17 protein-coding genes and 1 riboswitch are annotated in these 25,049 nt (G+C 71.8%); of the genes, 8 read left to right on the top strand and 9 right to left on the bottom strand.

The window, feature by feature from the left end; genetic code table 11:
- A partial coding sequence (locus tag ACRX5W_RS03885; RefSeq protein ID WP_436786445.1) for a M23 family metallopeptidase occupies window positions 1–812 on the top strand: 812 nt, incomplete at its 5' end.
- Window positions 813–981: 169 nt separating this feature from the next.
- Here the strand turns inward: ACRX5W_RS03885 and pcrA are convergent.
- Window positions 982–3,477: a DNA helicase PcrA gene (pcrA, locus tag ACRX5W_RS03880; RefSeq protein ID WP_436786444.1), complete on the bottom strand. Its 2,496-nt coding sequence runs from the start codon at window positions 3,475–3,477 to the stop codon at window positions 982–984.
- A 116-nt stretch (window positions 3,478–3,593) separates the two neighbouring features.
- A complete protein-coding gene (locus ACRX5W_RS03875; RefSeq protein WP_436786443.1) occupies window positions 3,594–3,947 on the bottom strand; it encodes a hypothetical protein in 354 nt (117 codons plus the stop codon).
- A gap of 219 nt (window positions 3,948–4,166) precedes the next feature.
- A riboswitch (cyclic di-AMP (ydaO/yuaA leader) is annotated at window positions 4,167–4,307 on the top strand.
- Between the two features lie 8 nt (window positions 4,308–4,315).
- On the opposite strand from ACRX5W_RS03875, the gene ACRX5W_RS03870 reads away from it, so the two are divergent.
- On the top strand, window positions 4,316–5,437 hold the full coding sequence (locus tag ACRX5W_RS03870; RefSeq protein ID WP_436786442.1) for an NlpC/P60 family protein: 1,122 nt from the start codon (window positions 4,316–4,318) through the stop codon (window positions 5,435–5,437).
- A gap of 79 nt (window positions 5,438–5,516) precedes the next feature.
- On the opposite strand, the gene ACRX5W_RS03865 is transcribed toward ACRX5W_RS03870, so the two are convergent.
- Both ACRX5W_RS03865 and ACRX5W_RS03860 read right to left on the bottom strand, forming a co-directional pair.
- Entirely contained in the window at window positions 5,517–6,227 is a 711-nt protein-coding gene (locus tag ACRX5W_RS03865; protein ID WP_436786441.1) for a response regulator, read from the bottom strand.
- Window positions 6,224–7,486 carry an ATP-binding protein gene (locus ACRX5W_RS03860; RefSeq protein WP_436786440.1) on the bottom strand — a complete coding sequence of 421 codons (1,263 nt, stop codon included), beginning with the start codon at window positions 7,484–7,486 and terminating at the stop codon, window positions 6,224–6,226. Before ACRX5W_RS03860 ends, ACRX5W_RS03865 begins: the two co-directional genes overlap by 4 nt.
- A gap of 357 nt (window positions 7,487–7,843) precedes the next feature.
- Here ACRX5W_RS03860 and ACRX5W_RS03855 point away from each other — a divergent pair, with 357 nt between their 5' ends.
- Together ACRX5W_RS03855 and ACRX5W_RS03850 are read left to right on the top strand one after the other, a co-directional pair.
- The gene (locus tag ACRX5W_RS03855; RefSeq protein WP_436786439.1) at window positions 7,844–9,082 is read left to right on the top strand and encodes a PspC domain-containing protein; all 1,239 of its coding nucleotides are present in this window, start codon (window positions 7,844–7,846) and stop codon (window positions 9,080–9,082) included.
- A gap of 184 nt (window positions 9,083–9,266) precedes the next feature.
- Entirely contained in the window at window positions 9,267–10,109 is an 843-nt protein-coding gene (locus ACRX5W_RS03850) for a hypothetical protein (protein WP_436786438.1), read from the top strand.
- A gap of 53 nt (window positions 10,110–10,162) precedes the next feature.
- On the opposite strand, the gene ACRX5W_RS03845 is transcribed toward ACRX5W_RS03850, so the two are convergent.
- Complete coding sequence (locus ACRX5W_RS03845) at window positions 10,163–11,401, bottom strand: hypothetical protein (RefSeq protein WP_436786437.1); 1,239 nt, start codon at window positions 11,399–11,401, stop codon at window positions 10,163–10,165.
- A gap of 306 nt (window positions 11,402–11,707) precedes the next feature.
- On the opposite strand from ACRX5W_RS03845, the gene icmF reads away from it, so the two are divergent.
- Window positions 11,708–14,899 carry a fused isobutyryl-CoA mutase/GTPase IcmF gene (icmF, locus tag ACRX5W_RS03840; protein WP_436786779.1) on the top strand — a complete coding sequence of 1,064 codons (3,192 nt, stop codon included), beginning with the start codon at window positions 11,708–11,710 and terminating at the stop codon, window positions 14,897–14,899.
- A gap of 97 nt (window positions 14,900–14,996) precedes the next feature.
- On the opposite strand, the gene ACRX5W_RS03835 is transcribed toward icmF, so the two are convergent.
- Window positions 14,997–16,220: an MFS transporter gene (locus tag ACRX5W_RS03835; RefSeq protein ID WP_436786436.1), complete on the bottom strand. Its 1,224-nt coding sequence runs from the start codon at window positions 16,218–16,220 to the stop codon at window positions 14,997–14,999.
- Between the two features lie 188 nt (window positions 16,221–16,408).
- Between ACRX5W_RS03835 and ACRX5W_RS03830 the strand changes: the two genes are divergently transcribed.
- Together ACRX5W_RS03830 and ACRX5W_RS03825 are read left to right on the top strand one after the other, a co-directional pair.
- Entirely contained in the window at window positions 16,409–17,743 is a 1,335-nt protein-coding gene (locus tag ACRX5W_RS03830; protein ID WP_436786435.1) for an ROK family transcriptional regulator, read from the top strand.
- A 149-nt stretch (window positions 17,744–17,892) separates the two neighbouring features.
- On the top strand, window positions 17,893–18,477 hold the full coding sequence (locus tag ACRX5W_RS03825; RefSeq protein ID WP_436786434.1) for a Uma2 family endonuclease: 585 nt from the start codon (window positions 17,893–17,895) through the stop codon (window positions 18,475–18,477).
- Window positions 18,478–18,541: 64 nt separating this feature from the next.
- Here ACRX5W_RS03825 and guaA read toward each other — a convergent pair whose 3' ends face one another.
- Window positions 18,542–20,131 (bottom strand): glutamine-hydrolyzing GMP synthase, encoded by a 1,590-nt coding sequence (gene guaA / locus ACRX5W_RS03820; protein ID WP_436786433.1) that lies wholly within the window; start codon window positions 20,129–20,131, stop codon window positions 18,542–18,544.
- 230 nt (window positions 20,132–20,361) lie between these two features.
- Between guaA and ACRX5W_RS03815 the strand changes: the two genes are divergently transcribed.
- On the top strand, window positions 20,362–20,676 hold the full coding sequence (locus tag ACRX5W_RS03815; RefSeq protein ID WP_436786432.1) for a chorismate mutase: 315 nt from the start codon (window positions 20,362–20,364) through the stop codon (window positions 20,674–20,676).
- A 438-nt stretch (window positions 20,677–21,114) separates the two neighbouring features.
- On the opposite strand, the gene ACRX5W_RS03810 is transcribed toward ACRX5W_RS03815, so the two are convergent.
- Together ACRX5W_RS03810 and ACRX5W_RS03805 are read right to left on the bottom strand one after the other, a co-directional pair.
- A complete protein-coding gene (locus ACRX5W_RS03810; protein ID WP_436786431.1) occupies window positions 21,115–23,106 on the bottom strand; it encodes a serine/threonine-protein kinase in 1,992 nt (663 codons plus the stop codon).
- 83 nt (window positions 23,107–23,189) lie between these two features.
- Window positions 23,190–25,016 carry a serine/threonine-protein kinase gene (locus ACRX5W_RS03805; protein WP_436786430.1) on the bottom strand — a complete coding sequence of 609 codons (1,827 nt, stop codon included), beginning with the start codon at window positions 25,014–25,016 and terminating at the stop codon, window positions 23,190–23,192.
- Window positions 25,017–25,049 lie beyond the last annotated feature (33 nt).

The raw sequence follows: 25,049 nt of genomic DNA, 5'->3' as shown, positions 1-25,049 counted from the left end.
CCGGCGCGCGGCCCATCTCCTCCGCCGCCGCCAACACCCGTGCCGCGCGCCGCAAGACGACCCGCCGCACCCGCCCGATGGTCAAGGTCGCGGGCGGCTCGATCGGTGTTCTCGGCGCCGCCGCCATGGCCGTCGCCGCAGCCGGCGGCATCCAGGCGGACACCGGAAACCGCTCCGGCGACGACACCGTCGCCTCGGGTGTCGACGTGCCGCTCTCCGTGTCGCCCCTCGACCAGCAGTTCACCGACCTCCAGGCCGGCGCCGAGGACTTCGCGGACCGCGCCAGCCGCGCGCAGGCCCGCGTCGCACTGGAGGAGAAGCAGGCGGAGATCGCCCGGCAGCAGGCCGAGCAGGCCAGGCTCCAGCAGGAACAGGCCAGGCTCGCCGCGGAGGAGCGCAAGAAGCAGGAGGAAGCGCGCCCCAAGTTCCAGCTTCCGGTCCGGCCGGGCCTGTCCGCCTACTTCGGCCAGGCCGGCGGTCGCTGGTCCAGCCTGCACACCGGAATCGACTTCCCGGTGAGCACCGGCACCCCCGTCCACGCGGTCACCGACGGCGTCGTGCGCACCCAGTGGAACGGCGCCTACGGCAACATGGTCATCCTGACCGCCCCCGACGGCACCGAGACGTGGTATTGCCACCTCAGCCGTGCGAAGGTCGTCTCCGGGCCCGTCAAGGCCGGCGACGTGATCGCCTACTCCGGCAACACCGGCAACAGCACCGGCCCGCACCTGCACCTTGAGGTGCGCCCCGGCGGCGGCGCGCCGGTCAACCCCGTGACGTGGCTGCGCAACAAGGGCCTCGACCCGACCTGATCGCCGCCCGGAGCCGCGACAGGCGTCGTCGAAGCGGACACCGACCGCGTCGATGTCGCCGTCGTGGCCACGCTCCAGGATTTCGAGGTCGACGCGGCCCGCAGAAAACAACCCGCAACACGCCGTGTGGCCCGGCGACTTCCGTCACCGGGCCACCAGGACGCCCCTTCTACAGCTTCTCGACCGGCGCGTAGCGCAGCAGCAACTGCTTGGTGCCCGACGCCCCGAAGTCGATCGTCGCCTGCGCCTTGTCGCCCTCGCCCTGCGTCGCGACGACCGTGCCGAGGCCGAACTTGTCGTGCGTGACCCGGTCGCCGGGCCTCAGCGCGACGACCTCGCGGTCCAGGATGCGGCTCGGACCGCTGAGGCGTCCCGGGGACGCGGAACGGGCCGTCCTGGTCGCGGACATGGCCTGGGCCGCCGACGGGGCCTTGCCGTGCCACTCGACGAGCTTCTCCGGCAGCTCCTGAAGGAACCGCGACGGAGGGTTGTACGCGGGGGCGCCCCACGCGCTGCGGATCCGGGAGAGCGTCACGTACAGCCGCTCACGCGCCCGCGTGATGCCGACGTACGCCAGCCGCCGCTCCTCCTCCAGCTCCTTGGTGTCGCCGAGCGCCCGCATGTGCGGGAACACGCCGTCCTCCAGACCGGTGAGGAACACGACCGGGAACTCCAGGCCCTTCGCGGTGTGCAGCGTCATCAGCGTGACCACGCCGCCGCCCTCGGCGTCCGGGATCTGGTCGGAGTCGGCGACCAGCGCCACCTGCTCCAGGAAGTCCGCGAGCGTGCCCTCCGGTTGGGCCTGTTCGAACTCCAGAGCCACCGCGGCGAGTTCCTGGAGGTTCTCGATGCGCGTCTCGTCCTGCGGGTCGTTCGACGCCTGCAACTCGGCGAGATAGCCCGTCTGTTCGAGGACCGCTTCGAGGACCGTCGCCGGGCCCGCGCCGCCCTCGACGACACCGCGGAGCTGGTCGAGCAGCGTCACGAACCCGGCGATCGCCTTCGCCGACCGCGTCGCCATGCCCGGTGCGTCGTTCGCGCGCCGCAGCGCCTCCGCGAACGGGATCCGGTCGCGTGCCGCGAGCACTTCGACACAGGCCTCCGCGCGCTCGCCGATGCCGCGCTTGGGCACGTTCAGGATCCGGCGCAGCGACACCACGTCGTCGGGGTTGGCGAGCAGCCGCAGGTACGCGAGCGCGTCGCGGACCTCCTTGCGCTCGTAGAACCGCACCCCGCCGACGACCTTGTACGGCAGGCCGACCCGGATGAACACCTCTTCGAACACGCGGGACTGCGCGTTGGTCCGGTAGAACACCGCGACCTGGCTCGGGGTGACCGTGCCGGCGTCGGCGAGCCGGTCGATCTCGTCCGCGACGAACTGCGCCTCGGCGTGCTCGTCGTCGGCGGTGTAGCCGACGATCGCGGTGCCCTGCCCGGAATCCGTCCACAGGTTCTTGGCACGGCGGTTGCTGTTGCGTTCGATGACGGCGTTGGCGGCGGCGAGGATCGTCTGCGTCGAACGGTAGTTCTGTTCCAGCAGGATGGTCTTCGCGTCCGGGTAGTCGCTCTCGAAGTCGAGGATGTTGCGGATCGTCGCGCCGCGGAACGCGTAGATGGACTGGTCGGCGTCGCCCACCACGCACAACTCGGCGGGCGGGACCTCCGCGAGGCCCTCCGCGGCCGGGTTGACCAGGTCGCCTTCGACCGTGCGCTTCGGCGCCCGGCCCGCGGCGCCGCCCACGAGTTCGCGCACCAGCACATACTGCGCGTGGTTGGTGTCCTGGTACTCGTCGACGAGGACGTGCCGGAACCGGCGCCGGTAGTGCTCGGCGACGTCCGGGAACGCCTGGAGCAGGTTGACCGTCGTCATGATCAGGTCGTCGAAGTCCAGCGCGTTCGCCTGGCGCAGCCGGGCCTGGTAGAGGGTGTACGCCTCGGCGAGCCTGCGCTCGGCGTCGTTCTGCGCCTCGGCGGCGAACGCCTCCGGGTCGATCAGTTCGTTCTTGAGGTTGGACACCTGCGCGTTGAACTTGCGCGGCGGATACTGCTTGGGGTCCAGGTCGAGGTCACGGCAGACCATCGCCATCAGGCGCTGCGAGTCGGCGGCGTCGTAGATGGAGAACGCCGAGCTGAGCCCGAGCTTCTTGTACTGCTGCCGCAGGATGCGCACGCACGACGAGTGGAAGGTCGAGACCCACATCGCCTTCGCTCGCGGGCCGACCAGAGCCTCGACGCGCTCCTTCATCTCGCCCGCGGCCTTGTTGGTGAAGGTGATCGCGAGGATCTGCCCGGGGTGCACGCCGCGCGCGCCCAGCAGGTACGCGATGCGGTGGGTGAGCACGCGCGTCTTGCCCGAGCCTGCGCCCGCCACGATGAGCAGCGGCGAGCCCTCGTGGACGACGGCGGCGCGCTGCTGCGGGTTCATCCCGTCGAGCAGTTGCGCCGGGTCGACGGCGGGCTTGGGGGCGCCGTTGCGGTAGTGGCCCTCGTACGGCTGTGCGGGCACGTCGTAGTCGCCCGAGAACAGGTCGTCGGGTGCCGGGTCGTACTCGGGCGGCGGCGGGACCTCGTCGGGCGGGGGTTCGGCGGGCCAGGGGATGTCCGCGTCCGCGGGCACGTCGGCGCCGAAGCCCGGCAGCGGCAGGTCGTCGAAGAGTTTGCTCATCGCTGCCGAGTCTACGAGCCGCGCCGGCGGTTCCGGCCCGTGCGTGCCGAACGGGACCGCCGGGCGCGAGGGCGGCTCTCGTCCGGCTCAGGCCTCCGCGTCCGGCTCGGGCCGGCTCAGGTCCACATGACGGCGATCGCGATGTTGGCGACGGTCAGCAGGCCGATGGCGCCGACGATCTTGGTGTCCACGCGCTCCTTGGTGCGGTTGGTCCACACCATGAGGAGGATCGCGAGGAGAACGGCCAGCTTCACACCCATCTTGGCGTTGTCGACGTCGAGGTCCTGGCTCTGCCGGACGCCGACGAGGGCGACCCCGGTGACCAGCATCGTGAGCGCGCCGTGGACCATCGCCTTGTTGACGCGGACGTCGCCGGACTTCATCGCGCTCATCTGGGTCAGGAATCCGCCCAGCAGGGAGGCGACGCCGATGATGTGCAGGACGAGCAGGAGTTGACGAACGACGTCCACGGGACGCTCCTCAGAGTCGGCTGCGACGAGCCTATAAAAATCACAAACCGGACAATGAAACGACCCCCAAGGTAAAGCTTTGGCAATGTCCGGGGAGATCCTGGGGTTCGTGACACTCCTGTGACTAATGTTCTCGGCCAGGTGGCCCGTACCCCCGTGCTCCACCCGGAGCAGACGGGCGCCACCGCCGAGTCCGGTCACGACCGGCGGCCGTCCCTGTGCGGCCGCGGGCCTTTTCCGGAGCCGGGGACCCACGGTCCCATCGAGGCGAATCGGTGCCGGGGCCGCTCCCGGCGCCGTAGGGCGTCTTCTTCCGCCCGAGCCTGTCAGCTAACCCGGTAGGCGGCCGAGGAAGGAGTGACGCTTTCGTGGCGTCCCATCGTCGTCCCGCGCAGCACCGCCGGTCGAAGCCGCGTACGGCTCCCCGCAGTGCCGCGACCCTGGCGGTCACCGCCGCCGCGACCATGACCGGGGTCATCGCCTTCGCCGGCCCGTCCCACGCCGACCCCGCCCCGGCCAACCCGACCAAGTCCCAGGTCCAGGAGCAGGTCAACCAGCTCCACCACGAGGTCGCCAAGGCCACCGACATCTACAACGGTGTCCAGGAGAAGGTCGAGCAGCTCCAGCAGGCGGCGAACGCGACGCAGACCCGCGTCACCGAGGAACAGGCCGCGATGAACGAGCTGCGCGAGCAGATCGGCATCCTCGCCGCCAACCAGTACCGCAACGGCGGTATGCCGCCCGAGCTCGCGCTCGCGCTGAGCGGCGACCCCGCCGAGTACCTGCAAAAAGCCCAGATGCTCGACCAGTTGGACTCCCAGCAGGCCATCAAGCTGGAGCAGATCGCCGCGCAGGCGCGCATGCTCCAGCAGGACCGCGAGGAAGCCTCCCGGCAGCTTGCGGAGCTCGACCAGCTCCGCAAGGACCTGACCGCGAACAAGAACGCGATCCAGGAGAAGCTCAACAAGGCCCAGGCTCTGCTCAACACCCTCACCGAGGCCGAGCGGCAGGCGATCCTGGAGTCCAACGAGCACGAAGCGGCCGAAGCCGCCGAGCGCGAGGCCGAGGAGCGCGCGGCGCGCGACGAGGAACGCGCCGCCGCCGAGGAAGACGACAAGGAAGCCGCCGCCGTCCCGGCGTCCGGACGGGCCTCGGTCGCCATAGATTTCGCCATGGACCAGATAGGCAAGCCGTACGGCTGGGGCAAGGCAGGGCCGAGCTCGTACGACTGCTCCGGTCTCATGCAGGCCGCGTGGGGGAAGGCCGGCGTCAAGCTGCCGCGCACCACGTGGGACCAGGTCAACGTCGGCACCAGGGTCTCGAAGTCCCAGCTCCAGCCCGGCGACCTGGTCTTCTTCTACTCCGACAACAGCCACGTCGGGATGTACATCGGCAACGGCATGATGGTCCACGCTCCGCGCCCCGGCACGAATGTCCGGACCGAGTCGATCAACGTGATGCCGTTCTACGCGGCGACCCGCCCCGGGTAAACCGGCACCCGAACGGTGCGCTCGGGCGGTCCGCACACCGCGTCCCGCCCCTGCGTTCCCGGCCGACCGGCGGCCGTCGTCACACCAGTCGCCGGTCGGTCGCCCAGCGCGTCAGCTCGTGCCGGTTGGAAAGCTGCAACTTGCGCAGCACCGCCGACACATGGGTCTCCACGGTCTTCACCGAGATCACCAGCCGCCGCGCGATCTCCTTGTACGCGTAGCCGCGTGCGATCAGCCGCAGCACCTCGCGCTCCCGCTGCGTCAGCCGGTCCAGGTCCTCGTCGATCGGCGGGACATCCGTCGCCGCGAAGGCGTCCAGCACGAACCCGGCAAGGCGCGGCGAGAACACCGCGTCGCCGTCCGCGACCCGCGCCACCGCCCGGACCAGCTCGTCGCCGGTGATCGACTTCGTGACGTAACCGCGCGCGCCGCCCCGGATGACCCCGATCACGTCGTCGGCGGCATCGGACACCGACAGCGCCAGGAACCGCACACCGGGCTGGAGTTCGGCGCACTGCCGCAGCACCTCGACCCCGCCGCCGCCGGGCAGGTGCACATCCAGCAGCACCACTTCGGGCCGCGTCGCCCGCACCACCGCGACCGCGGACGGGACGTCCTCGGCCTCGCCGACCACCTCGACCGCGTCACCGATCTCGGCGCGCACGCCCGTACGGAACATGCGGTGGTCGTCGACCAGCACGACGCGGACCCGGCCCCCGCCCGCCGCCCCGCCTGCCGTACCGCCTGCCGTACCGCCTGCCCCGGCGCCCTGCGGGCTCTCGCTGCTCACGACCGGCTCCTGTTCCCCTCGCTGCGAGCCATCCCCAGCTCGACTTCGGTGCCCTCACCGGGCTCGCTGCGGATCACCGCGCTGCCGCCGTTGCGGCGCATGCGCCCGAGGATCGACTCTCGCACACCCAGCCGGTCCTCCGGCAGCGCCTCCGGGTCGAATCCCGGGCCGCCGTCGCGAACGAAAACGGTGACCGTCGCCTCCTCGACCTCGGCGAACACCTGCACCGGACCGCCCGGGGCGTACTTCGCGGCGTTCACCATCGCCTCCCGCGCCGCCGCGAGCTGCGCCGACAGGCCCTCGTCCACCGGGCAGTCGCCCACCGACACGATCTCGATCGTCGCCCCGTGCGCGTCCTCGACCTCGGCCGCCTCCTGGCGCAGCGCCGCCGCGAACGTCCGGTCCGGCTCCTCGCCTTCGGGCCGGTACAGCCACGCGCGCAACTCGCGCTCCTGCGCCCGCGCCAGCTTGGCGACCTCGCGCGGATCGTCGACGTGGCGCTGGATGAGGGTGAGCGTGTGCAGCACCGAGTCGTGGACGTGCGCCGCGACCTCGGCCCGCTCCTGGGCCCGGATGCGGGCCCGCCGCTCCGCACCGAGGTCGCGCGTCTGGCGCAGCAGGTACGGCCCGAAAATCACCAGCAGCCCGAACAACAGCAGCAACGCCCCGCGCAGCGCGGCGAACACGTCGCCGAGGCCGCCCCGGTAGGCGACGAAGAACCCGATCCCGGTGGCGAAGATCGCCAGCCCGGCGCCGGTCCGCACGATCGCCGCCGTGCGGCTGCGCCCGTCCAGCGCGAGCCACCGGGTGCGCTGCGCGTCGTCCGCCTGGCGCCACACCAGCGCGACGCCCGCCGCCGCGACCAGGAGCGGCCACACCCACGCCCCGCGGTCGCTCGCCGTGCCCGCCACGATCAACACCATCGTGAACGCCAGCAGCACCGTCACGATCGCCAGCGCCGCGTGCCGCGACCTGCGCTCGCGGGCATTCGGCAGGTCCCGGGCCGCGGGGACGCCCTCGGGCACGTTGAGCCACAGCAGGCCGTACAGCACGACGCCCAGCCCCGCGCCGAGGCTGAGGACCATGAAACCCAGGCGCAGCCAGACGACGTCGACCGCGAAGTGGTCGGCGAGCCCGCGCGCGACCCCCGCCACCATGCGCTGCGAGGGGTTGCGGTGGAGCGTGGGCGTGGGCCGACGCGGCTCGCCGGGCGGGAGCACGGGACGCGGGGGTGCGCCGGGGGGTGGTGCGGCTGTCACGCCACCGATGGTCTCGCGCGGGACGCCGGCGACGCATCAGGGTTCGACCCTGATACGGCGTCAGGGTCGGCTCAGGGACGCCCCCGGGCCACGCCCGATAGGCGCGCGCACGCGAGAACAGCACGATGGAGACATGGGTTCCCCGCCCCCGCGACGAGGAGGCCCACTGCTCACGCCCCCTGCCCTTGGTCACACCTGTTCTGCCACCCGACACGCACCTGCTTCGTCACCCGTGCTGCAACACCTGCTGTTGTCACAGCCGCCCGGAGTGCTCCGGCCGGCTGTCAAGACACCGACACCGTCGGCCCAGGAGTCGGTCCCCCGGCCCGAGGCCGGGGGTGTCCACGAAGGAATCAGATGAGCGACACGACCTCCCCCGGATCGGAGGCGCCGCCGCCCCAGGCCCCGGCGCACGGCGGCGCTCCGCCACTGGTCCGCACCGTCGACGACCGGGTCGTCGCGGGCGTGTGCGGCGGCCTCGGCCGGCACTTCGGCGTCGACCCGGTCATCTTCCGCGTGGTCTGCACCGTGCTGACCCTGTTCGGTGGCCTCGGTGTCCTGCTGTACGGCCTCGGCTGGCTGCTCATGCCCGCCGACGACCACCCGACCCCGCTCGCCCGCGACCTGATGAGCGGCCGCAACGTCGCGGCGGCCATCCCGGCGCTCGCGGTCGCGGGGATCGGCACCGCCGTCTTCTTCGCCTACCTCGACAACGGTTTCGACGGCGCGTTCCCGCTGCTGATCGTCGCCGGCATCATCCTCTACGTCTCCCACAACAGGGCGCGGGTCGGCCCGAAGACCCTCGGCCTCGAACCGTGGTCCCTCGGCGGCCGACAGGCCGACACCGCGCAGGACACGGCCGCGCCGGGCGACGAAGCGGCCCGCGGGCCGGTCTCGGACCCGGAGCCGACCCCGTGGTGGCGGCGGACACCGGGCCCGGAGCGTCCCAAGCCGTCCGCGCCACAGCGACGCAAGGCGCGGTCCTACCTCGCCCCCGCGACGATCTCGCTGGCCGCCGTGGCGGGCGGGGTCATGTGGTGGCTGGACGACGCCACCTCGGCGGACATCTCGGTGCAGGTCTTCCTCGCCGTGATCCTCGCGGTGCTGGCCGGCGGGCTGCTCGCCGGAACGTTCTTCGGAGGCGGGCGCTGGCTCATCGCCCCCGCGCTCGTGTTCACCGCGCTGGTGAGCGCGTCCGCGGCCCTGACGGTGCCGCTGGTCGGACCGACCGGGGAACGCACGTACCGGCCCGGCACGGTCGCGGCGGTGGAGTCGCCGTACCGCCTCAAGTACGGAGAACTCATGGTCGATCTCACCGAGTTGGACTTCGCCGGACGTGCCCCGGCCGACCCGGTGCGGATCGAGGCGACGGTGGGCCTCGGCCAACTGACGATCCGTATCCCCGACGACGTACGCGTCATCGTCGACGCCGACGCGGACCTCGGCTCGATCGACCTTCAGGACCGCAGCGACGGCGGCTACAAGCCCGAACGCTCGACCGTCATCACACCGGCGGCGGACCGACCGCCGCGCGGCACGATCGTGCTCGACCTGGGGGTCGGGATGGGGAACCTGGAGGTGAAGCATGGCGCCTGACGACGCGCAGGGCCGCGATCCGGAGCGCGCCGGGCCGACGGGAACGAAGCCGGCCGTGAACGCCCCGGCGGGAACCTCCCCAAACGACGGGCCCGCGCGGCTGACGCGAAGTGAACCTGCGGACAGCCGCGGGGAGTTCCCGGACAACGGCGGGCCGGGCCGCATCCGGAACGACAGTACGGACGTGGCGCACGTCGCAGCCCGCAGTGCCTCTCCGCAAGACGTGCGGAACCCGGCGCCGCAGGCGTCACCCGACGCGTCCGGCGACGACTCCCTCGACCTGTCGCGCGCCGCAACGACCGACGCCTCGGCCTCCGAGGCGCCTCGGGACAAGCCCTACGAGCAACCCTCCCCATCGCCCGACGCTCCGCCCGCCCAACCGCCCGACCAGCCACTCGACAGGCCACTCGACTCCGAGGAGACCGAAGTGCTCCGCATCGACCCGGCGATCGCAGGCGACGCCCCTCCCACCCCCGCGACGACCGACCCGGCCCACGACGACGCCGACGGGCCCCGCTCCACCGGGGTCCCGTCCGTCCGCACCCCGGAAGCACGCCAAGACACCGAGTGGCGCCCGAAGTTGCTGCCCCGGGACGAACGGGGCCGCCCCGTCGTGGGAGCCGATGAGGCCTTGAAGGCCGGGGAAACCAGCCCCGGGGGAACCACAGGCGCCGATCCATGGTCCGCCCTCCCGGACGACGGCACTGCACTCCGCCCGTCCGCCCCGACGCCGCCGCCGGGAAGCTCCGCCGTCCCTCGCCCGCGCACCCTCGCCCGCCCACGCAGCGGCTTCGACCCGATGTCCATGGTCGCCGGCTTCTTCTTCATGGGCATCGCCGTGACCTACCTCCTGGACGCGGGCGACGCCGTCGACGCCCGCCCCGGCATCATGCTCGCCCTCGCCGTCATCGGCGTCGGCGCCTCGGGCTTCGTCGGCGCGGTGTGGGCGATGATCACGTCGCGCCGTGCCAAGCGCGCGGCCAGGCGCCCGGGCACCGGGAAGACCGTGGCCGATCCATTGAACTGAGCGGTCCGTACGGCTTGTTCGTCACCAGGGCAGCCGTCGGGCGCGCCGCGGTCTCAGTCGGCGATCTCGATCTCGTAGCGGTTGGATTCGACGCCTGCGGCGGAGACGACGCACAGTTCGACGCGGCCCGGCTCGACGTCGACGGGGATGGGGACGACGACGACCGCGTCGCAGGGGTTGGAGAAGCCGGATTCCGTGGGGACCAGCGGGGCGTAGACGTGGACGGCGCCGAACATGACGACGACGCGGGCGAGCTGGTCGGGTTCGCGGGCGCCGGCGCCGACCAGGTTGGCGCCTCGGATCTCGATGTCGTCGCCCTGGCGGACGGCGGTGTCGAGGTTGCCGGGGACGTGGACGCGGACGACGGAGAGGATGACCGGGCGGTTGTTCTCGACGAGTTTGGCGACGAGGTAGACGACGACCGACACCATGGCGAGGGCGACCAACGTGGCGGGGATGTCCGGCAGCACCTCGGGGTCGCGCGCGAGGCCGACCACCACGAAGCCGGTCGCGACCAGGTTGACGAGCACGTACTGGGCGTCGACCAGTGAGCTGCGGCCCGCGTCGTCGGTGACCAGGTCGCGCAGCCGGGCTCGGTCGGAGTGGGGTTTTTGGAGGACCCGCCGGTTCACCTTGTCGCCGACGACGCGGCGTACCAGGACGGTGGCGAACAGGGGGGCGGCGACCAGGGCGATCTGGTCGGCGGAGACCGAGCCGAGGCTGTCGAGCAGCTCGGAGCGGTCGTCGCCGTCCGAGGCGGCGGCGAGGCGGACCGCGAAGAAGACGAATGTGTAGGTGAGGGTGACGGCCCAGAGGCCGGCGACGGCTTTCGACGTGGACAGTCGGCCGTCGAGGCCTCGGACCGGTGCGTAGAGGCCCGCTCCGTCGCGGGTCCAGTACGCGACGGCGCTGAGTGCCGCGACGGTCACGACGGCGGCAACCAGGGCGGCCGTACGCGTGACGGTCCAGCCCTCGCCGATCGCGGTGAGCGCCTGGACGACGAGCAGCGCGACGACGGCCGCCCACAGCAGCGCGAGGGTACGCGTGCCCAGCAGGCGCAGCGCGGCGCGGCCGTGGTGGCGTCGCTTGGCCGCCAACTCACGTGACTTGCCGCGCAGTTCATCGTCTATCCACTGCCGGGTGGCGAGCTCGGACGGGGCGACGACCGCCGGCACCCCCTCGCGGCGGGCCAGTGAGCGCCGCGCCTCGGCGAAGCCCTCCTGGGCCCGCCGGTAGTCCTCCCGGACCACACAGTGGCAGTCCGGACCATGCACGCCGACGCCGTGCGCCATCGAAAACCCTCCCCGGGAGCGGCGGCGCGCGCTTGATTCTGCTCTGGATCGCCGACGGTTCCGACGGCTTCCGCCGGTTCCGGCAACGGGATTTGACCGCACCTGCCAGCGCGCATTCTGCCGTATCCCGGCGGTGCTCATGGTGCCGGTGGGACAGCCGCCTTCACCTGATCGGGGGATGGGTGCGCGCGCGTTCCGGGCCCTGGTTAACCTGGGGAATAGTAGGACTTCCAAGTATCTTGGAGGTAGGCACCCGCCCGCGCGTCATCGGAGGCTTTCGTGTCCCTGTACGTCCCGGTCCGTCCTGTGCGGTTCGTGACCGCGTCCGCCCTGTTCGACGGGCATGACGCGGCCATCAACATCATGCGGCGCATCCTCCAGTCCCAGGGCGCGGAGGTGGTGCACCTCGGCCACAACCGCTCGGTGAGCGAGGTCGTGGACGCCGCTCTCGAAGAAGACGTCCAGGGCGTCGCGATCAGCTCGTACCAGGGCGGCCACGTCGAATACTTCGAATACCTGGTCGAACTCCTGCGCGAGCGCGGCGCCGGGCACGTCAAGGTCTTCGGCGGTGGCGGCGGCGTGATCATCCCCGAGGAGATCACCCGTCTGGCCCAGTGCGGTGTCAAGGTTTTCTCCCCCGAGGACGGCCAGCGGCTCGGCCTCACCGGGATGATCAACACCTTGATCAAGGAGTGCGACTTCGACCCCGCGGAGCAGCCCGCCGCGCTGGACGCCCTCCTGGCGGGCGACCGCGCCGCCCTCGCCCGCACGCTCACCGTCGCCGAGTCCCACGGCCTGGACGCCGAAACCCTGGCCGCGGTCGAGGCCGCCGCCGGTGCGCGGCGTGTCCCCGTGCTCGGCATCACCGGCACCGGCGGCTCCGGCAAGTCGTCGCTCACCGACGAGCTCGTGCGCCGCCTGCGCACCGACCAGCAGGACAAGCTGCGGGTTGCGGTCATCGCCGTCGACCCGACCCGGCGGCGTGGCGGTGGCGCGCTGCTCGGCGACCGCATCCGCATGAACGCCCTCGACGGCGAGCGCATCTTCTTCCGGTCCATCGCCACACGCGGTGCGGGCCGCGAACTGCCCGAGCGCGTCGACCAGTTGCTCAACGTGTGCAAGGCCGCCGGATACGACCTGGTCATCCTGGAGACGCCCGGCATCGGCCAGGGCGACGCGGCGGTCACCAGCCACGCGAACATGTCGTTGTACGTGATGACACCGGAGTTCGGCGCCGCGTCGCAGTTGGAGAAGATCGACATGCTCGACTTCGCCGACGTCGTCGCCATCAACAAGTTCGAACGCCGGGGCGCTGAGGACGCGTTGCGCGACGTTTCCCGCCAACTCATCCGCAACCGCGAGGCGTTCGGGTCGCGGCCCGAGGACATGCCGGTGTTCGGCACGAGCGCGGCGACGTTCAACGACGACGGCGTGACCGCGCTGTACCAGTACCTTGCCGCACACCTGGCCGAGCAGGGACTCCCGTTGGAGCAGGGCGTGTTGCCGCCCGTCGAGGTGCGCAAGTCGACCGGCGCGGCACACATCGTGCCCGCGTCGCGCACCCGCTACCTCGCCGAAGTCGCCGAGACCGTACGCGACTACCACGCCGAGACCGAGGCGCAGGCCGCCGCCGCCGCGCGGCTCCAGCGCGTTTCCCTCGTCCGTGACGAACTCCCCGAGCCTGTGCCCGCCCTGGAGGGCCTGGTCACCGACGCGACCGACGCGCTCACCGCCGACTCCCGCAAGCTGCTGGAGACGTGGCCGGCCACCGTCGAGTCGTACAGCGGCGACGAGCAGGTCGTCCGCATCCGTGACCGCGAGCTGCACACCACGCTGACCCGCGAGACCCTGTCGGGCAACCGCGTCCGGCGCGTCGCGCTGCCGCGCCACACCGACGACGGCGCGCTGCTGCGCTTCCTGCGCGAGGAGAACCTGCCGGGCTACTTCCCGTTCACCGCAGGGGTCTTCCCGTTCAAGCGGGACGGCGAGGACCCGGCGCGCATGTTCGCCGGCGAAGGCGACCCGTTCCGCACCAACCGCCGCTTCAAGCTGCTGTCGCACGACGGCGAGGCCACGCGCCTGTCGACGGCCTTCGACTCCGTGACGCTTTACGGCCGCGACCCCGACGAACGCCCCGACATCTACGGCAAGGTCGGCACGTCGGGCGTGTCCATCGCGACACTCGACGACATGAAGGCGCTGTACGACGGCTTCGACCTCACCGCGCCCACGACCTCGGTCTCGATGACCATCAACGGCCCGGCACCGACGATCCTGGCGTTCTTCCTCAACACCGTGATCGACGGCGAGCTCGACAAGTTCCGCGCCGCCGAGGGCCGCGAGCCGTCGGCGGAGGAGGCCGCGAAGATCCGCGCCGGAGCGCTGGCCACGGTGCGCGGCACCGTGCAGGCCGACATCCTCAAGGAGGACCAGGGGCAGAACACCTGCCTGTTCTCCACCGAGTTCAGCCTGCGCATGATGGCCGACATCCAGGAGTGGTTCATCAAGAACCGCGTGCGCAACTTCTACTCGGTCTCGATCTCCGGCTACCACATCGCCGAAGCCGGGGCCAACCCGATCAGCCAGCTCGCGTTCACCCTCGCCAACGGCTTCACCTACGTCGAGTCGTACCTCGCGCGCGGCATGGACGTCGACGACTTCGCGCCGAACCTGTCGTTCTTCTTCAGCAACGGCATGGACCCGGAGTACACCGTGCTGGGCCGCGTCGCCCGGCGCATCTGGGCGATCGCCATGCGGGACCGCTACGGCGCCAACGAGCGCTCCCAGAAGCTGAAGTACCACGTCCAGACCTCGGGCCGGTCGCTGCACGCACAGGAGATGGACTTCAACGACATCCGCACGACGCTCCAGGCGCTCACCGCGATCTACGACAACTGCAACAGCCTGCACACCAACGCGTACGACGAGGCGGTGACGACGCCCACCGAGGAGTCGGTGCGCCGCGCACTCGCCATCCAGATGATCATCAACCGCGAGTGGGGCCTCGCGGTGAACGAGAACCCGCTGCAAGGCGCGTACATCGTGGAGGAGTTGACCGAGCTCGTCGAGGAGGCGGTGCTCACCGAGTTCGACCGCATCAGCGAACGCGGCGGCGTGCTCGGCGCGATGGAGACCGGCTACCAGCGCGGTCGCATCCAGGACGAGTCGATGCTGTACGAACAGCGCAAGCACGACGGCACGCTGCCCATCATCGGCGTCAACACCTTCCGCGCCCCCGGCGCCGACGACGCCCCGCCGGTCGAGGTCGAGGTGGCCCGCGCCACGGAGGAGGAGAAGGAGTCGCAGCTCCGCCGCGTCCGCGACTTCCGCAGCCGCCACCAGTCGTCGGCCGACGAAGCCCTCGCCGCGCTCAAGCACGCCGCCACCCACAACGAAAACGTCTTCGACGTCCTGATGGACGCCGCGCGCGTCTGCACCCTCCAGCAGGTCACCGAGGCGTTCTTCGAGGTCGGCGGAGCGTACCGCCGCAACGTCTAGACACGAACGGCCGGCGGCCCCGAGTGGGGGCCGCCGGCCGTGTCGTTTGTCGTCCGGCCGACCCCGGCGCTCGTGAGCCCGGGATCACCGCTGCCGCTCATCTGCCCGCGCCGGCTTCGCTCTCCCGCGCCGTCGCCGCCGTGACGGCACGGGACGGGGTGCGCAGAACGCCGGCGGTGACGGTCAGGACGCAGGCCAACCCGGTGACCAGGCAGAAGGACACCACCAGCGACGTCGCGTCGGCGATCGCGCCGATCGCCGACGGCGCGATGAGGCCCGAGGTGTAGGTGACCGTGGCGACGCCCGCGATGGCCTGGCCGGCGTTCGGGCCGCTGCGTCCGGCCGCCGCGAAGGCGAGCGGGACGACCACCGCGACGCCGAGGCCGAGGAGCGCGAATCCGGCCATGGCGAGCGCCGCGTGAGGGGCGGTGACGATCATCACGCCGCCCGCGGTCGCCACGAAGCCGCCCGCCCGGACCGTGCGCACCGCACCGAAGCGGTCGATCACGCGGTCGCCCGCCAGACGGGCCACGGCCATCGTCAGCGCGAACCCCGTGGTGGACGCCGCCGCGACGGCGGGCGAACCGTCCAGCACGTCGCGCAGATAGACCGCCGACCAGTCCAGGCTTGCGCCCTCCGCGAAGACCGCGCAGAACCCGACCGCACCGATCAGCCATGCCGTCTTCGGGGGCAGCGCGAAATGCGGCGGCGGGTGTTCGTCGGGACCGCCCCGGGTGTCGAGGACCCAGCCCGCGAAGACCAGCCCCGACACGGTCAGGACCACCGACGCGGCGGCGAACTGCACGCGGGCGTCCAGGTCGGCGTGGGCCGCGACGGTCCCCGCGGCCGAACCGAGCAGCAGGCCCGCGCTCCACATGCCGTGCAGGCTCGACATGATCGAACGACCGAGGCGGTCCTCGGTCTCCACGCCGATCGCGTTCATGACGACGTCCGACATGCCGGCGGTGCAGCCGTACACGAACAACGCCGCGCACAGTGCGTAGATGTTCGGCGCGAGCGCGGTCGGGACAAGGGCGAGGGTCCACAGCACCAGCAGGCCGCGCATGGCCCGGCGCCCGCCCAGGCGGTGTTGGATCGATCCGGCCATCGTCATCGCCACCGACGCACCGATCGCCGGGAACGCGAGCGCGATGCCGAGCCCGCCCGCGCCGACCGACGCGTGGTCCTGGATCCACGGAATGCGCGACGCGAAGTTGCCGGTCACCGCTCCGTGCACGCAGAACACAGCCGCGACCGCGTACCGCGCCCGGATCAGCCGGGACCTCCGCTCGGCCCCGGCGCCGGCCGAAGTCGCGTCCATGCGGTCCTCCCTCCCCCGGACTGCCGCCCGGTCCGTCGGCCCGGCGGGGACCTCGGCCATGGGCCGGTGCCCGCGCCGCCGGAGGTGCCGGGCAGGAGCCGGGTGACGGTGTCCCCCGCACCCGCCGGAACCGTGCGATAAAATTATCAGGAACCCTGCCTGATATAAATGCCCCGAAGGACTCCGCCATGCCGCCCGCCACCCGCCGTGTCGCCGCGCTCGGCGACGCGCGGCCGGACTCCGTACGCCGTGACACCCCGGCCGCCGACGCCCCCACCGCCGCGGCCGAGCCGCCGTCCCCCGCGTCCCCCCGCACGGCACGAGCCCTCAACGACCGCCTCGCCCTGCGGCTGCTCCAGAGCGAAGGCCCGCTGACCGCCGGCCGGCTCAAGGAACTGACGGGGCTCTCCCGCCCCACGATCGCCGACCTGGTCGAACGGCTCCGACAGGCCGGCCTCGTCCACGTCGTCGGCGAAACCGGCACCCGACGGCGCGGGCCCAACGCGCGCCTCTACGCGATCGTCGCCGACCGCGCGCACCTCGCGGCCGTCGACGTCCGCCTGAACAGCGTCGGCGTCGTCGTCGCCGACCTGCTCGGGACGACGCTCGCCGCCGGGTCGATGCCGATCGACACGGCGGTCCCGACCGCGGGCAGGGGCGTGGAACAACGTGTCGAACCAAGCACCGAGCACGCCGTCGAACAAGCCGTCGCGCTGGTCGAGCAAACCGCCCGGCGAGCCGAGGCCTCCCGCCTGCACAGCGTCTGCGTCGGAGCCCCCGGGCTCATCGACCCCGTATCCGGCGAACTACGCCCGACCACCGGACTCCCCTCGTGGCACCGGCAGTTCGTCGCCGCACTCCAGAAACGCCTGCCCGCGACCGTGCTCGTCGAGAACGAAACCAACCTCGCCGCCATGGCCGAGCAAAAGCTGGGCGCGGCACGGGACTCCGACACCTTCGTGATGATCTGGCCGGGTGCGGGAGTCGGTGCCGCGGTGGTGCTCGACGGGCGCGTACGCCGCGGCGCGTCCGGAGGCGCCGGCGAACTGGGCTTCCTGCCCGTACCCGGCACCGGCGGCCTCCCCTCGGCCGACGCGTGCGAAGGCGGCCTGCACTCCCTGGTGGGCGGCGCCGCAGTCGTCGAACTGGCAGCGGGGCATGGGCTGTTCCCCGACGCGAAGACCGAAGAGCCGCCCAGCGCCTCGGTGGTGCGTACGGCCGTCGCCACGCACACGACCGACCCGGCCGCCGACCGCTTCCTCGACGAACTCGCCCGACGCCTGGCCCTGGCCACCGCCGCCGTCGCCGCCGTCCTCGACCCCGGCCGCGTGGTGCTCGGCGCCGAGCTCGGCCACGCCGGAGGCTCGGAACTCGCCGCCCGCGTCGAGGCACACGCGGCGGCGCTGTCCCCCCTGCGAACACAGGTGCGCGCCACCGAACTCGGCGGCGAAGCAGTGCTTCGCGGCGCTCTGCTGGCCGCGCAACAGGCCGCCCAGGACGCCCTGTTCCCGTCCGGCCGCTGATCAGCCTGCCCGGCCGGTGCGGTCCCGCCCGACCGTGGCACCCGTCGCGCAAACTAGCCCATTGGGGTGATCTTGGCTTTCATCCGACCTGGGAGGCCCGAACCGTAGTCTTATGGCTTCCGTCTCGGTGGAGGAGGGCACTGACCGTCATGGTCGACGAACGCACCAGCATTCCCGAACTCCTCGACGGCATCGACGCACCCGAAGGTTGGCGCGTCGAGTACGTCGAAGGGGGAATCGTCGTGTCGCCGCCGCCGGGGCCTTTCCACGAGTCGATCCTGACGAACCTGCTGTACCAGTTGATCCCAACCGTGAAGTTCGTCCGCCAAGCAGGGCGCGGCTACTGCATGCGCGGGGATTGCGCGGACCGGGCGATCGGCGACCATGTGATCCCCGATCTGGCCATCGGCACACGTGATTTCACCCCGGCCGAAATGGAGGAGGCCCGGCACACGCACGGCGGTTGGCTGCCGGCCGACAGCCTCGACGTGGTCTTCGAGGTCACGAGCTCGAATCGCAAAACGGATACTCGCGACAAATACGCGGCCTACGGACGCATGGGTATCCCGCATTACGTCTTGGTGGATCGCGCGAAGCACACGGTCATCGTGTACTCGGATCCCTCAGGGCCCGCTCCGCAACCGGGCTACGCCACCACGCAGTCGTTCCCGTTCGGCCAGGATGTGCACCTTCCCGCCCCCTACCCCGTGCTGCGAACCACCACGTGGAATTGAACGACGCGATTGCGCCCGCCACGAAGGCTTTCTTCCTGACGGGCGCAGTCGCGTCGTTACGGAACTACTCCCACTCGATCGTGCCCGGCGGCTTGCTGGTCACGTCGAGGACGACGCGGTTGATCTCGCGGACCTCGTTGGTGATGCGGTTCGAGATGCGGGCCAGCAGGTCGTACGGCAGACGCGACCAGTCGGCGGTCATCGCGTCCTCCGACGTGACCGGGCGCAGCACCACCGGGTGACCGTAGGTCCGGCCGTCGCCCTGGACGCCGACCGAGCGCACGTCGGCCAGGAGGACCACCGGGCACTGCCAGATGTCGCGGTCGAGACCCGCCCGGGAAAGCTCCTCGCGGGCGATGGCGTCGGCGTCACGCAGGATCTCCAGGCGGTCGGCGGTGACCTCGCCGATGATGCGGATGCCCAGGCCGGGGCCCGGGAACGGCTGGCGCCACACGATCTCGGCGGGCAGGCCAAGCTCCTCGCCGACCGCGCGGACCTCGTCCTTGAAGAGCTTCCGCAGCGGCTCGATCAGCCGGAACTGGAGGTCTTCCGGCAGGCCGCCGACGTTGTGGTGCGACTTGATGTTGGCGGTGCCGGTGCCGCCGCCCGACTCCACGACGTCCGGGTAGAGGGTGCCCTGCACCAGGAACTCGACCTGCTCGCCGTGCGCGCCCGCCTCCGCGACGACCTCGGCCGCGGCCTGCTCGAACACGCGGATGAACTCGCGGCCGATGATCTTGCGCTTGTCCTCCGGGTCGGTGACCCCGGCAAGCGCGGCCAGGAAGCGCTCCTGGGCGTCGACGACCTTGAGGGAGACGCCGGTCGCCGCCACGTAGTCGCGTTCGACCTGCTCGGCCTCGCCCTTGCGCAGCAGCCCGTGGTCGACGAAAACGCAGGTCAACTTGTCGCCGACGGCACGCTGGACGAGCGCGGCGGCCACCGCCGAGTCGACACCGCCGGACAGACCGCAGATGACGTGCTTGTCGCCGACCTGCTCGCGGATGTGCACGACCTGCTCGTCGATGACGTTGGCCATCGTCCAGTCGCCGGCCAGGCCCGCGCCGGTGTGCAGGAAGCGTTCCAACACCTGCTGGCCGTACTTCGTGTGCAGGACCTCGGGGTGGTACTGGACGCCGTACAGCCTGCGCGCGTCGTCCTCGAAGGCGGCGACGGGAGCACCTTCGGTGGTCGCGGTGACCACGAAGCCCTCGGGTGCCCGGTCCACCGCGTCGCCGTGCGACATCCACACCGACTGGTCGGCGGGCTGGCCGTCGAACAGCGTCGAGGCGGTGCCGGTGACCTTGAGCTCGGTGGCCCCGAACTCGGCGAGGCCGGTACGCGCGACGTTGCCGCCGAGCGCGCGGGCCATCGCCTGGAAGCCGTAGCAGATGCCGAAGACGGGCACGCCCGCCTCGAACAACGCGGCGTCGACGGCCGGCGCGCCGTCCGCGTACACCGACGACGGGCCTCCGGACAGGATGACCGCGGCGGGCTTCTTGGCCAGGATCTCGTCGGCCGACATGGTGTGCGGCACGATCTCGCTGTAGACGCGGGCCTCGCGGACCCGTCGGGCGATGAGCTGCGCGTACTGGGCACCGAAGTCGACGACGAGAACGGTTTCGGTACCGGTCGCGTCCGGACTGGTCGAGGTCACGAGGGCCTTCCGAGGAGTGCGGGGGTTGCTTCGATTCTACGGGCCGATCGGGTGACCCCCGTCTCGGCATCCGGAAGGCCCCCGCACGGGCCCGGAGGAGGGGGCATACTGGCCCGCATGTTCGACGCGGCGTACGTCTTTACCTATGGCCCCGGGAATCCCGGCGCCATCGCTGCCGCCTGAACACACAGGCTTCATCGACGCCCCGGGTTCTCGGAACCCGGGGCGTCGTGCGTCTCCGGGTCCCGCGAGCCACCCGCACCGCCCCCGAGGAGACCGGCATGACCAATCAGACGACATCCGCGGACGACATCATCGCCGCCACCCGAGCCCGCATCGACGAGGTCGACCGCCGCATCATCGAACTGATCACCGAACGCGTGGCCCTGTCCGGCGAGGTACAGCGCACGCGCATCGCCGCCGGAGGCCGCCGCGTCCAACTGACCCGCGAGATGGAGGTCATCAACCGCTACCGCACAGCCCTGGACAAACCGGGCAGGGAGGTGGCGATGGCCTTGCTGGAACTCTGCCGCGGCCGCATTTGACCGGTTCCGGCGCGGTCGGAACGCTGCCGCTCGCCGATCGCGAGAGTCGGGCGGCGTGTGGATCGTTGCGGACCCGCCCGGTCGGGAGCCCCGGAATGCCGGGGAGATCCCCGATCACGGCAAACCCCCGTAACCTGCGCGCCCACACCGTCGTTGACCGTGCAGACCCACCCGCCCCCGGTGGGTCGGCAAAGATCGTCGGCGCGATGAGGCATGCCCTGTGCGGCTGCTGTGGGACCTCGCGTCGGCGCCGTGACCGGGAGGCAGGGGACAGCACTCCGGTCACGACCCCGCCGGCGGCCGGTGTCGGGGACGCTCGACATCGGCCGCCGTGCCTCAGGCGGTGGTCGACCGTTCAAGATCGCCACGCTCTGCCTGGCGAACACTATCCGCCATCGGGGCAAACCCGGGCAACGCGGCGCGCCCGGCCCGACGGCCTCACGTCTCGCGGAAGTCACTCACCACGGTGTCGAACACCTTCTTCGCGGCCGGCCAGTCCGTCTGGAACGACGCGACGTAGATCGAGAAGTCGTTCCCCTTGTCGGTGCGGATGCCGAGGTCGATCGCGTGGCTCGGACGCAGGTTGCCGCTGTCCGGGTTGAACGGGTTGCCGTCCCAGGTGAACTCCCAGACCGCCGCTTCCCAACCCGGCACCGAAACCGGATACGAATCCAGTTGCAGGCGCTCGTAGTTCTGCTTCTTGGCGGCGAAGTCGGCGTCGATCGTCCGGAAGTTGTCCAGCGGGTGCGCACCCGCGTTGCTCACGCCGATCCGGAGGAACGTCTTGCTGCGCGGATCCGTGTAGTCGATCTGCGCACCGGACTGCGAGCGCTCCCAGCCGGTCGGTACGAACAGTGCGAAACCGGCCGGGTCGACGGTCCAGGTGTAGCCCGGTATCTGCGGCGGCGACGCCGTCACCGCCGCCCCGCTCGGCGGGGTCAGGCCGCCGGCTTTCGCCGAGGGCGTTCCCGACGTGGGGGGCTCGCCACTGGGCGACGACGACGCCGGCGGCGGCTGGCTCTGCACGTTGCCGGCCTGTCCGCCCTTGCCGGCTTCGTCGCCCTTGTCGTCCCCGCGCAGCACGAACGTCGTCGCGACGCCCGCGGCCACCAGCGCGATCACCAGGGCGACGACACCGAGCACCATCGGCTTGCGCGACGCCCGCGCGGGAGGCTGCCCACCGCCGTAGCCGACGGTCGCCGAGGTGACCGGGCGCCCGGAGAGCGCGTCGTACGGCGCCATCGGATACCCCGACGGCGCGGTCCCCGGCCCCGCGCCCGGACCGGAGTCGTACGGATTGCCGAGTGCGGGAGGCGGAGGAGCGGGAGGCACCGAGCCGTACGCGGTCGGCGCCGCGGCGACGGCCGCCGCGGCCCCCGGGACCGAACCCGCACCCACCGCCGGCGCGCCGTCCGGGGCGTAGCCCGCGACCGGCGCCGGAACCGTGCCGGTGCCCGCGTCGACGCCACCGTTGCGGACCGCCGCCGTGGAGTCGTGGGTCGGCGGCGCGACCGGGACATTCGGCGGAACGGCCTGGATGTGCGCCTGCGTCAGATCGCCGCGGATGATGCCAAGCAGCAGGCGCTCGACATCCTTGGCCGACAGCCGCTGCGTCGGGTCCTTGACCAGCAGGCCCTCGATGACCGGCAGCAACGCGCCCGCGCGACGCGGCGGGTCGGGGTCCTCCAGCATGATCGAGTTGAGCGTGCTGATCATCGTCGGCCGGTCGAACGGGTTGCGCCCTTCGACGGCCATGTAGAGCACGAGGCCGAGCGACCAGAGGTCGGCGGCGAGGTTGGGCCGCAGCCCCTGGGCGCGTTCGGGGGCGAGGAAGTTCGGCGAACCGACGAGCATGCCGGTCGCGGTCAGCGTCTGCGCGCCCGCCTCGGTGGCGATGCCGAAATCGGTGAGGACGACGCGGCCACTGACCGTGACCAGGATGTTGGCCGGTTTGACGTCCCGGTGCAGGACGCCCTTCTGCTCGGCGGCGACCAGCGCGTTCAGCACCTTGAGCCCGACCTCGGCGGCCTCGACCGGCGACAGGGTGCCGCGCGACTTGAGGATGTCGGCGAGCGAGTCGGCGTGCACGAGCTCCATGACGATCCACGGGATGCCGTCGTCCTCGACGACGTCGTGGATGGTGATGACGTTCTCGTGCGCGATTCGGGCCGCGGTGCGGGCTTCGCGGAGCGTGCGCTGCTGCTGGATCTCGCGTTCCTCGTCGTCGAGGTAGTCGGGCAGGCGCAATTCCTTGATCGCAACATCGCGGTGCAGCATTTCGTCGACGGCATGCCAGACCGTGCCCATGCCACCGCGCCCGAGCACGCTCGCCAGCCGGTACCGGCCGGCGACGACACGTGTGCCGCCCCCCGGCCTTCCGTCGGACCTGCCGCCGCTGGGCGTGCTGCCGGGCGACGTGCCGTCCGCCATGGTTCCTCCCCGCTGCTCCGGCGGGCGGCCTCCCCGCCGAGGTCGCACCGTCCGTGTTGTCGCCCGATCAGAGTAATGCCGCGTCAGGACGGCGGCCCCGGGCCGTCGACTGTCGCATCAAGCCGTGACGTCGAGGGCCCGGACGATGTGGGGCCGGAGGTGCCGCCTCCCGTGCCGGTGGGCTCCGGGTCGGTCGGCGTCGTGCTGGTCGGTTCCGTCGTCGTCGGCACCGACGTCGTGGTCGGCGGGCGGCTGGTGGTGGGCGGGGCCGTGGACGTCGGCGCCGTCGTGCGGGGCCTGGTCGGCGTCCTGGTCGCGGTGCCGTCGTCGTCGCGGTCGTTTCCGCTGCCGGTCGTCCGGCCGTCGGAGTCGTCGCGGCCCCGGGTGGAGGTCGTGGTCGGCGCCGTGGGCGCCCCCGTCCAGGGCTCGAAGGTCGGCACGGTCGTCACCACGGTGCTGACACCGCCGACCGGATCGCCCGGTGAACCCGATTCCGACGTGCTCACGGTGCTGCCCGCGGGCCCGCTCTTGCCGCCCTGGTCGCCGACGGCGGAGGGGATGACCCACAACGCAGCCCCGATGGCCGCCGCCGCCACCGCGGCGAAGACCGCGTAGACGCCCCGCATGCGGCGTGCGGGCGGGTACGCGGCGCCGGGCTCGTCCGGCGGTGGCCCCTCGTCGAGCGGATCCGTGCCGTGGAAGCCGCCCAGCGGGAACGCGGCAGGCGTGTCGCCCGCCCTCGGGTCCTGCGAGCCGACGGTGGACGGACCGTCCGCCTGAAGATGTCCGCCGCCGGCCTGGCCCTCGGCCGGCGCGGTGTTCGCCGCGGCTCCCGCCGGGCCGAGCACGGCGGTGGGCCGCGACTCGGGCGGCGGTTCCGTGGGCGGCGCCGGGATCCGGGCGAACGAGGCCTGCCCCGACAGCGTTCGGGGACGCGTGTCGGCGGGCGGCCCGGGTTCGGCGACGGGTTCGGTGACCGGTTCGGGCGCGCTGACGGCGAGAGGCTCCGTACCCGCCTCGGCCGCCACGGCCCCGGCGGCCGCGGCCTTCCTGCGTTCCTGCTTCTGCGCGCGCTGCCTGTCCTTGATCACGGCGGCGATCAGGAGCTCCGCGGCCTCCTCGTCCGGCCGCGTGTCCGGGTCCTTGCGCATCAGCGCCTCGATCGCCGGACGCAGCCCGCCCGCGTTCCTGGCGGGTTCGGCCTCGTCGGTCAGGATCGCGGTGAGTGTTTCGACGGGCGACGGGCGGTGGAACGGCGAACGCCCCTCCACCGCCTGGTACATCGTCACACCCAGCGACCACAGGTCCGACGCCGCTCCCGGGCGGCGGCCCAACACCCGTTCCGGCGCCAGATATTCGGGGGAGCCGATGAGCATGCCCGTCGCCGTGAGGGTCGCCGACCCCAAGACCGTCGCGATGCCGAAATCGGTCAGCACGACCCGGCCGTCCGGCACGAGCAGGATGTTGCTCGGCTTGACGTCCCGGTGCAGTACGTCCGCCGCCCGGGCCGCCCGCAGCGCGGCGAGCACGCCGAGGCCGATCTCGGCGGCGTCCTCCGGTTCGAGCGGGCCGTCCTCCTTGATCGCCTCTTCGAGCGAGCGGGCGCGTACCAACTCCATGACGATCCACGGCCGGTCGCCGTCCTCGACGACGTCGTAGATCGTGACCACGTTGCGGTGCACCACGCGGGCCGCCGCGCGCGCCTCGCGCATCGCGCGCTCCCGCAGGACCTCCTGCTCCCCCGCGTCGAGGTCGTCCGGGATGCGGACTTCCTTGATCGCGACCTCGCGGCGCAGGAGTTCGTCGACGGCCAGCCAGACGGTGCCCATCCCTCCGCGCCCCAGCGGCTCTTCGAGCCGGTACCTGCCGTTCACCACGCGGTCGGTCTTGCCACCGCTCGCCTCAGTCACGGGTCCCTCCCTGTCGGGCCCTGGATCCGTCGT

Source organism: Yinghuangia sp. YIM S10712, assembly GCF_051388935.1.
Classification (GTDB): Bacteria; Actinomycetota; Actinomycetes; order Streptomycetales; family Streptomycetaceae; genus Yinghuangia.
The sequence above is the reverse complement of the archived record's forward strand: the minus strand, read 5'-3'. Positions and strand labels throughout refer to the sequence as shown.

Coding starts and splice junctions, on each gene's coding strand:
- ACRX5W_RS03825 (WP_436786434.1), top strand. CDS start 17,893: ATGGTCGACGAACGCACCAGCATTCCCGAACTCCTCGACGGCATCGAC.
- ACRX5W_RS03835 (WP_436786436.1), bottom strand. CDS start 16,220: ATGGACGCGACTTCGGCCGGCGCCGGGGCCGAGCGGAGGTCCCGGCTG.
- ACRX5W_RS03830 (WP_436786435.1), top strand. CDS start 16,409: ATGCCGCCCGCCACCCGCCGTGTCGCCGCGCTCGGCGACGCGCGGCCG.
- pcrA (WP_436786444.1), bottom strand. CDS start 3,477: ATGAGCAAACTCTTCGACGACCTGCCGCTGCCGGGCTTCGGCGCCGAC.
- ACRX5W_RS03855 (WP_436786439.1), top strand. CDS start 7,844: ATGAGCGACACGACCTCCCCCGGATCGGAGGCGCCGCCGCCCCAGGCC.
- ACRX5W_RS03810 (WP_436786431.1), bottom strand. CDS start 23,106: ATGGCGGACGGCACGTCGCCCGGCAGCACGCCCAGCGGCGGCAGGTCC.
- ACRX5W_RS03845 (WP_436786437.1), bottom strand. CDS start 11,401: ATGGCGCACGGCGTCGGCGTGCATGGTCCGGACTGCCACTGTGTGGTC.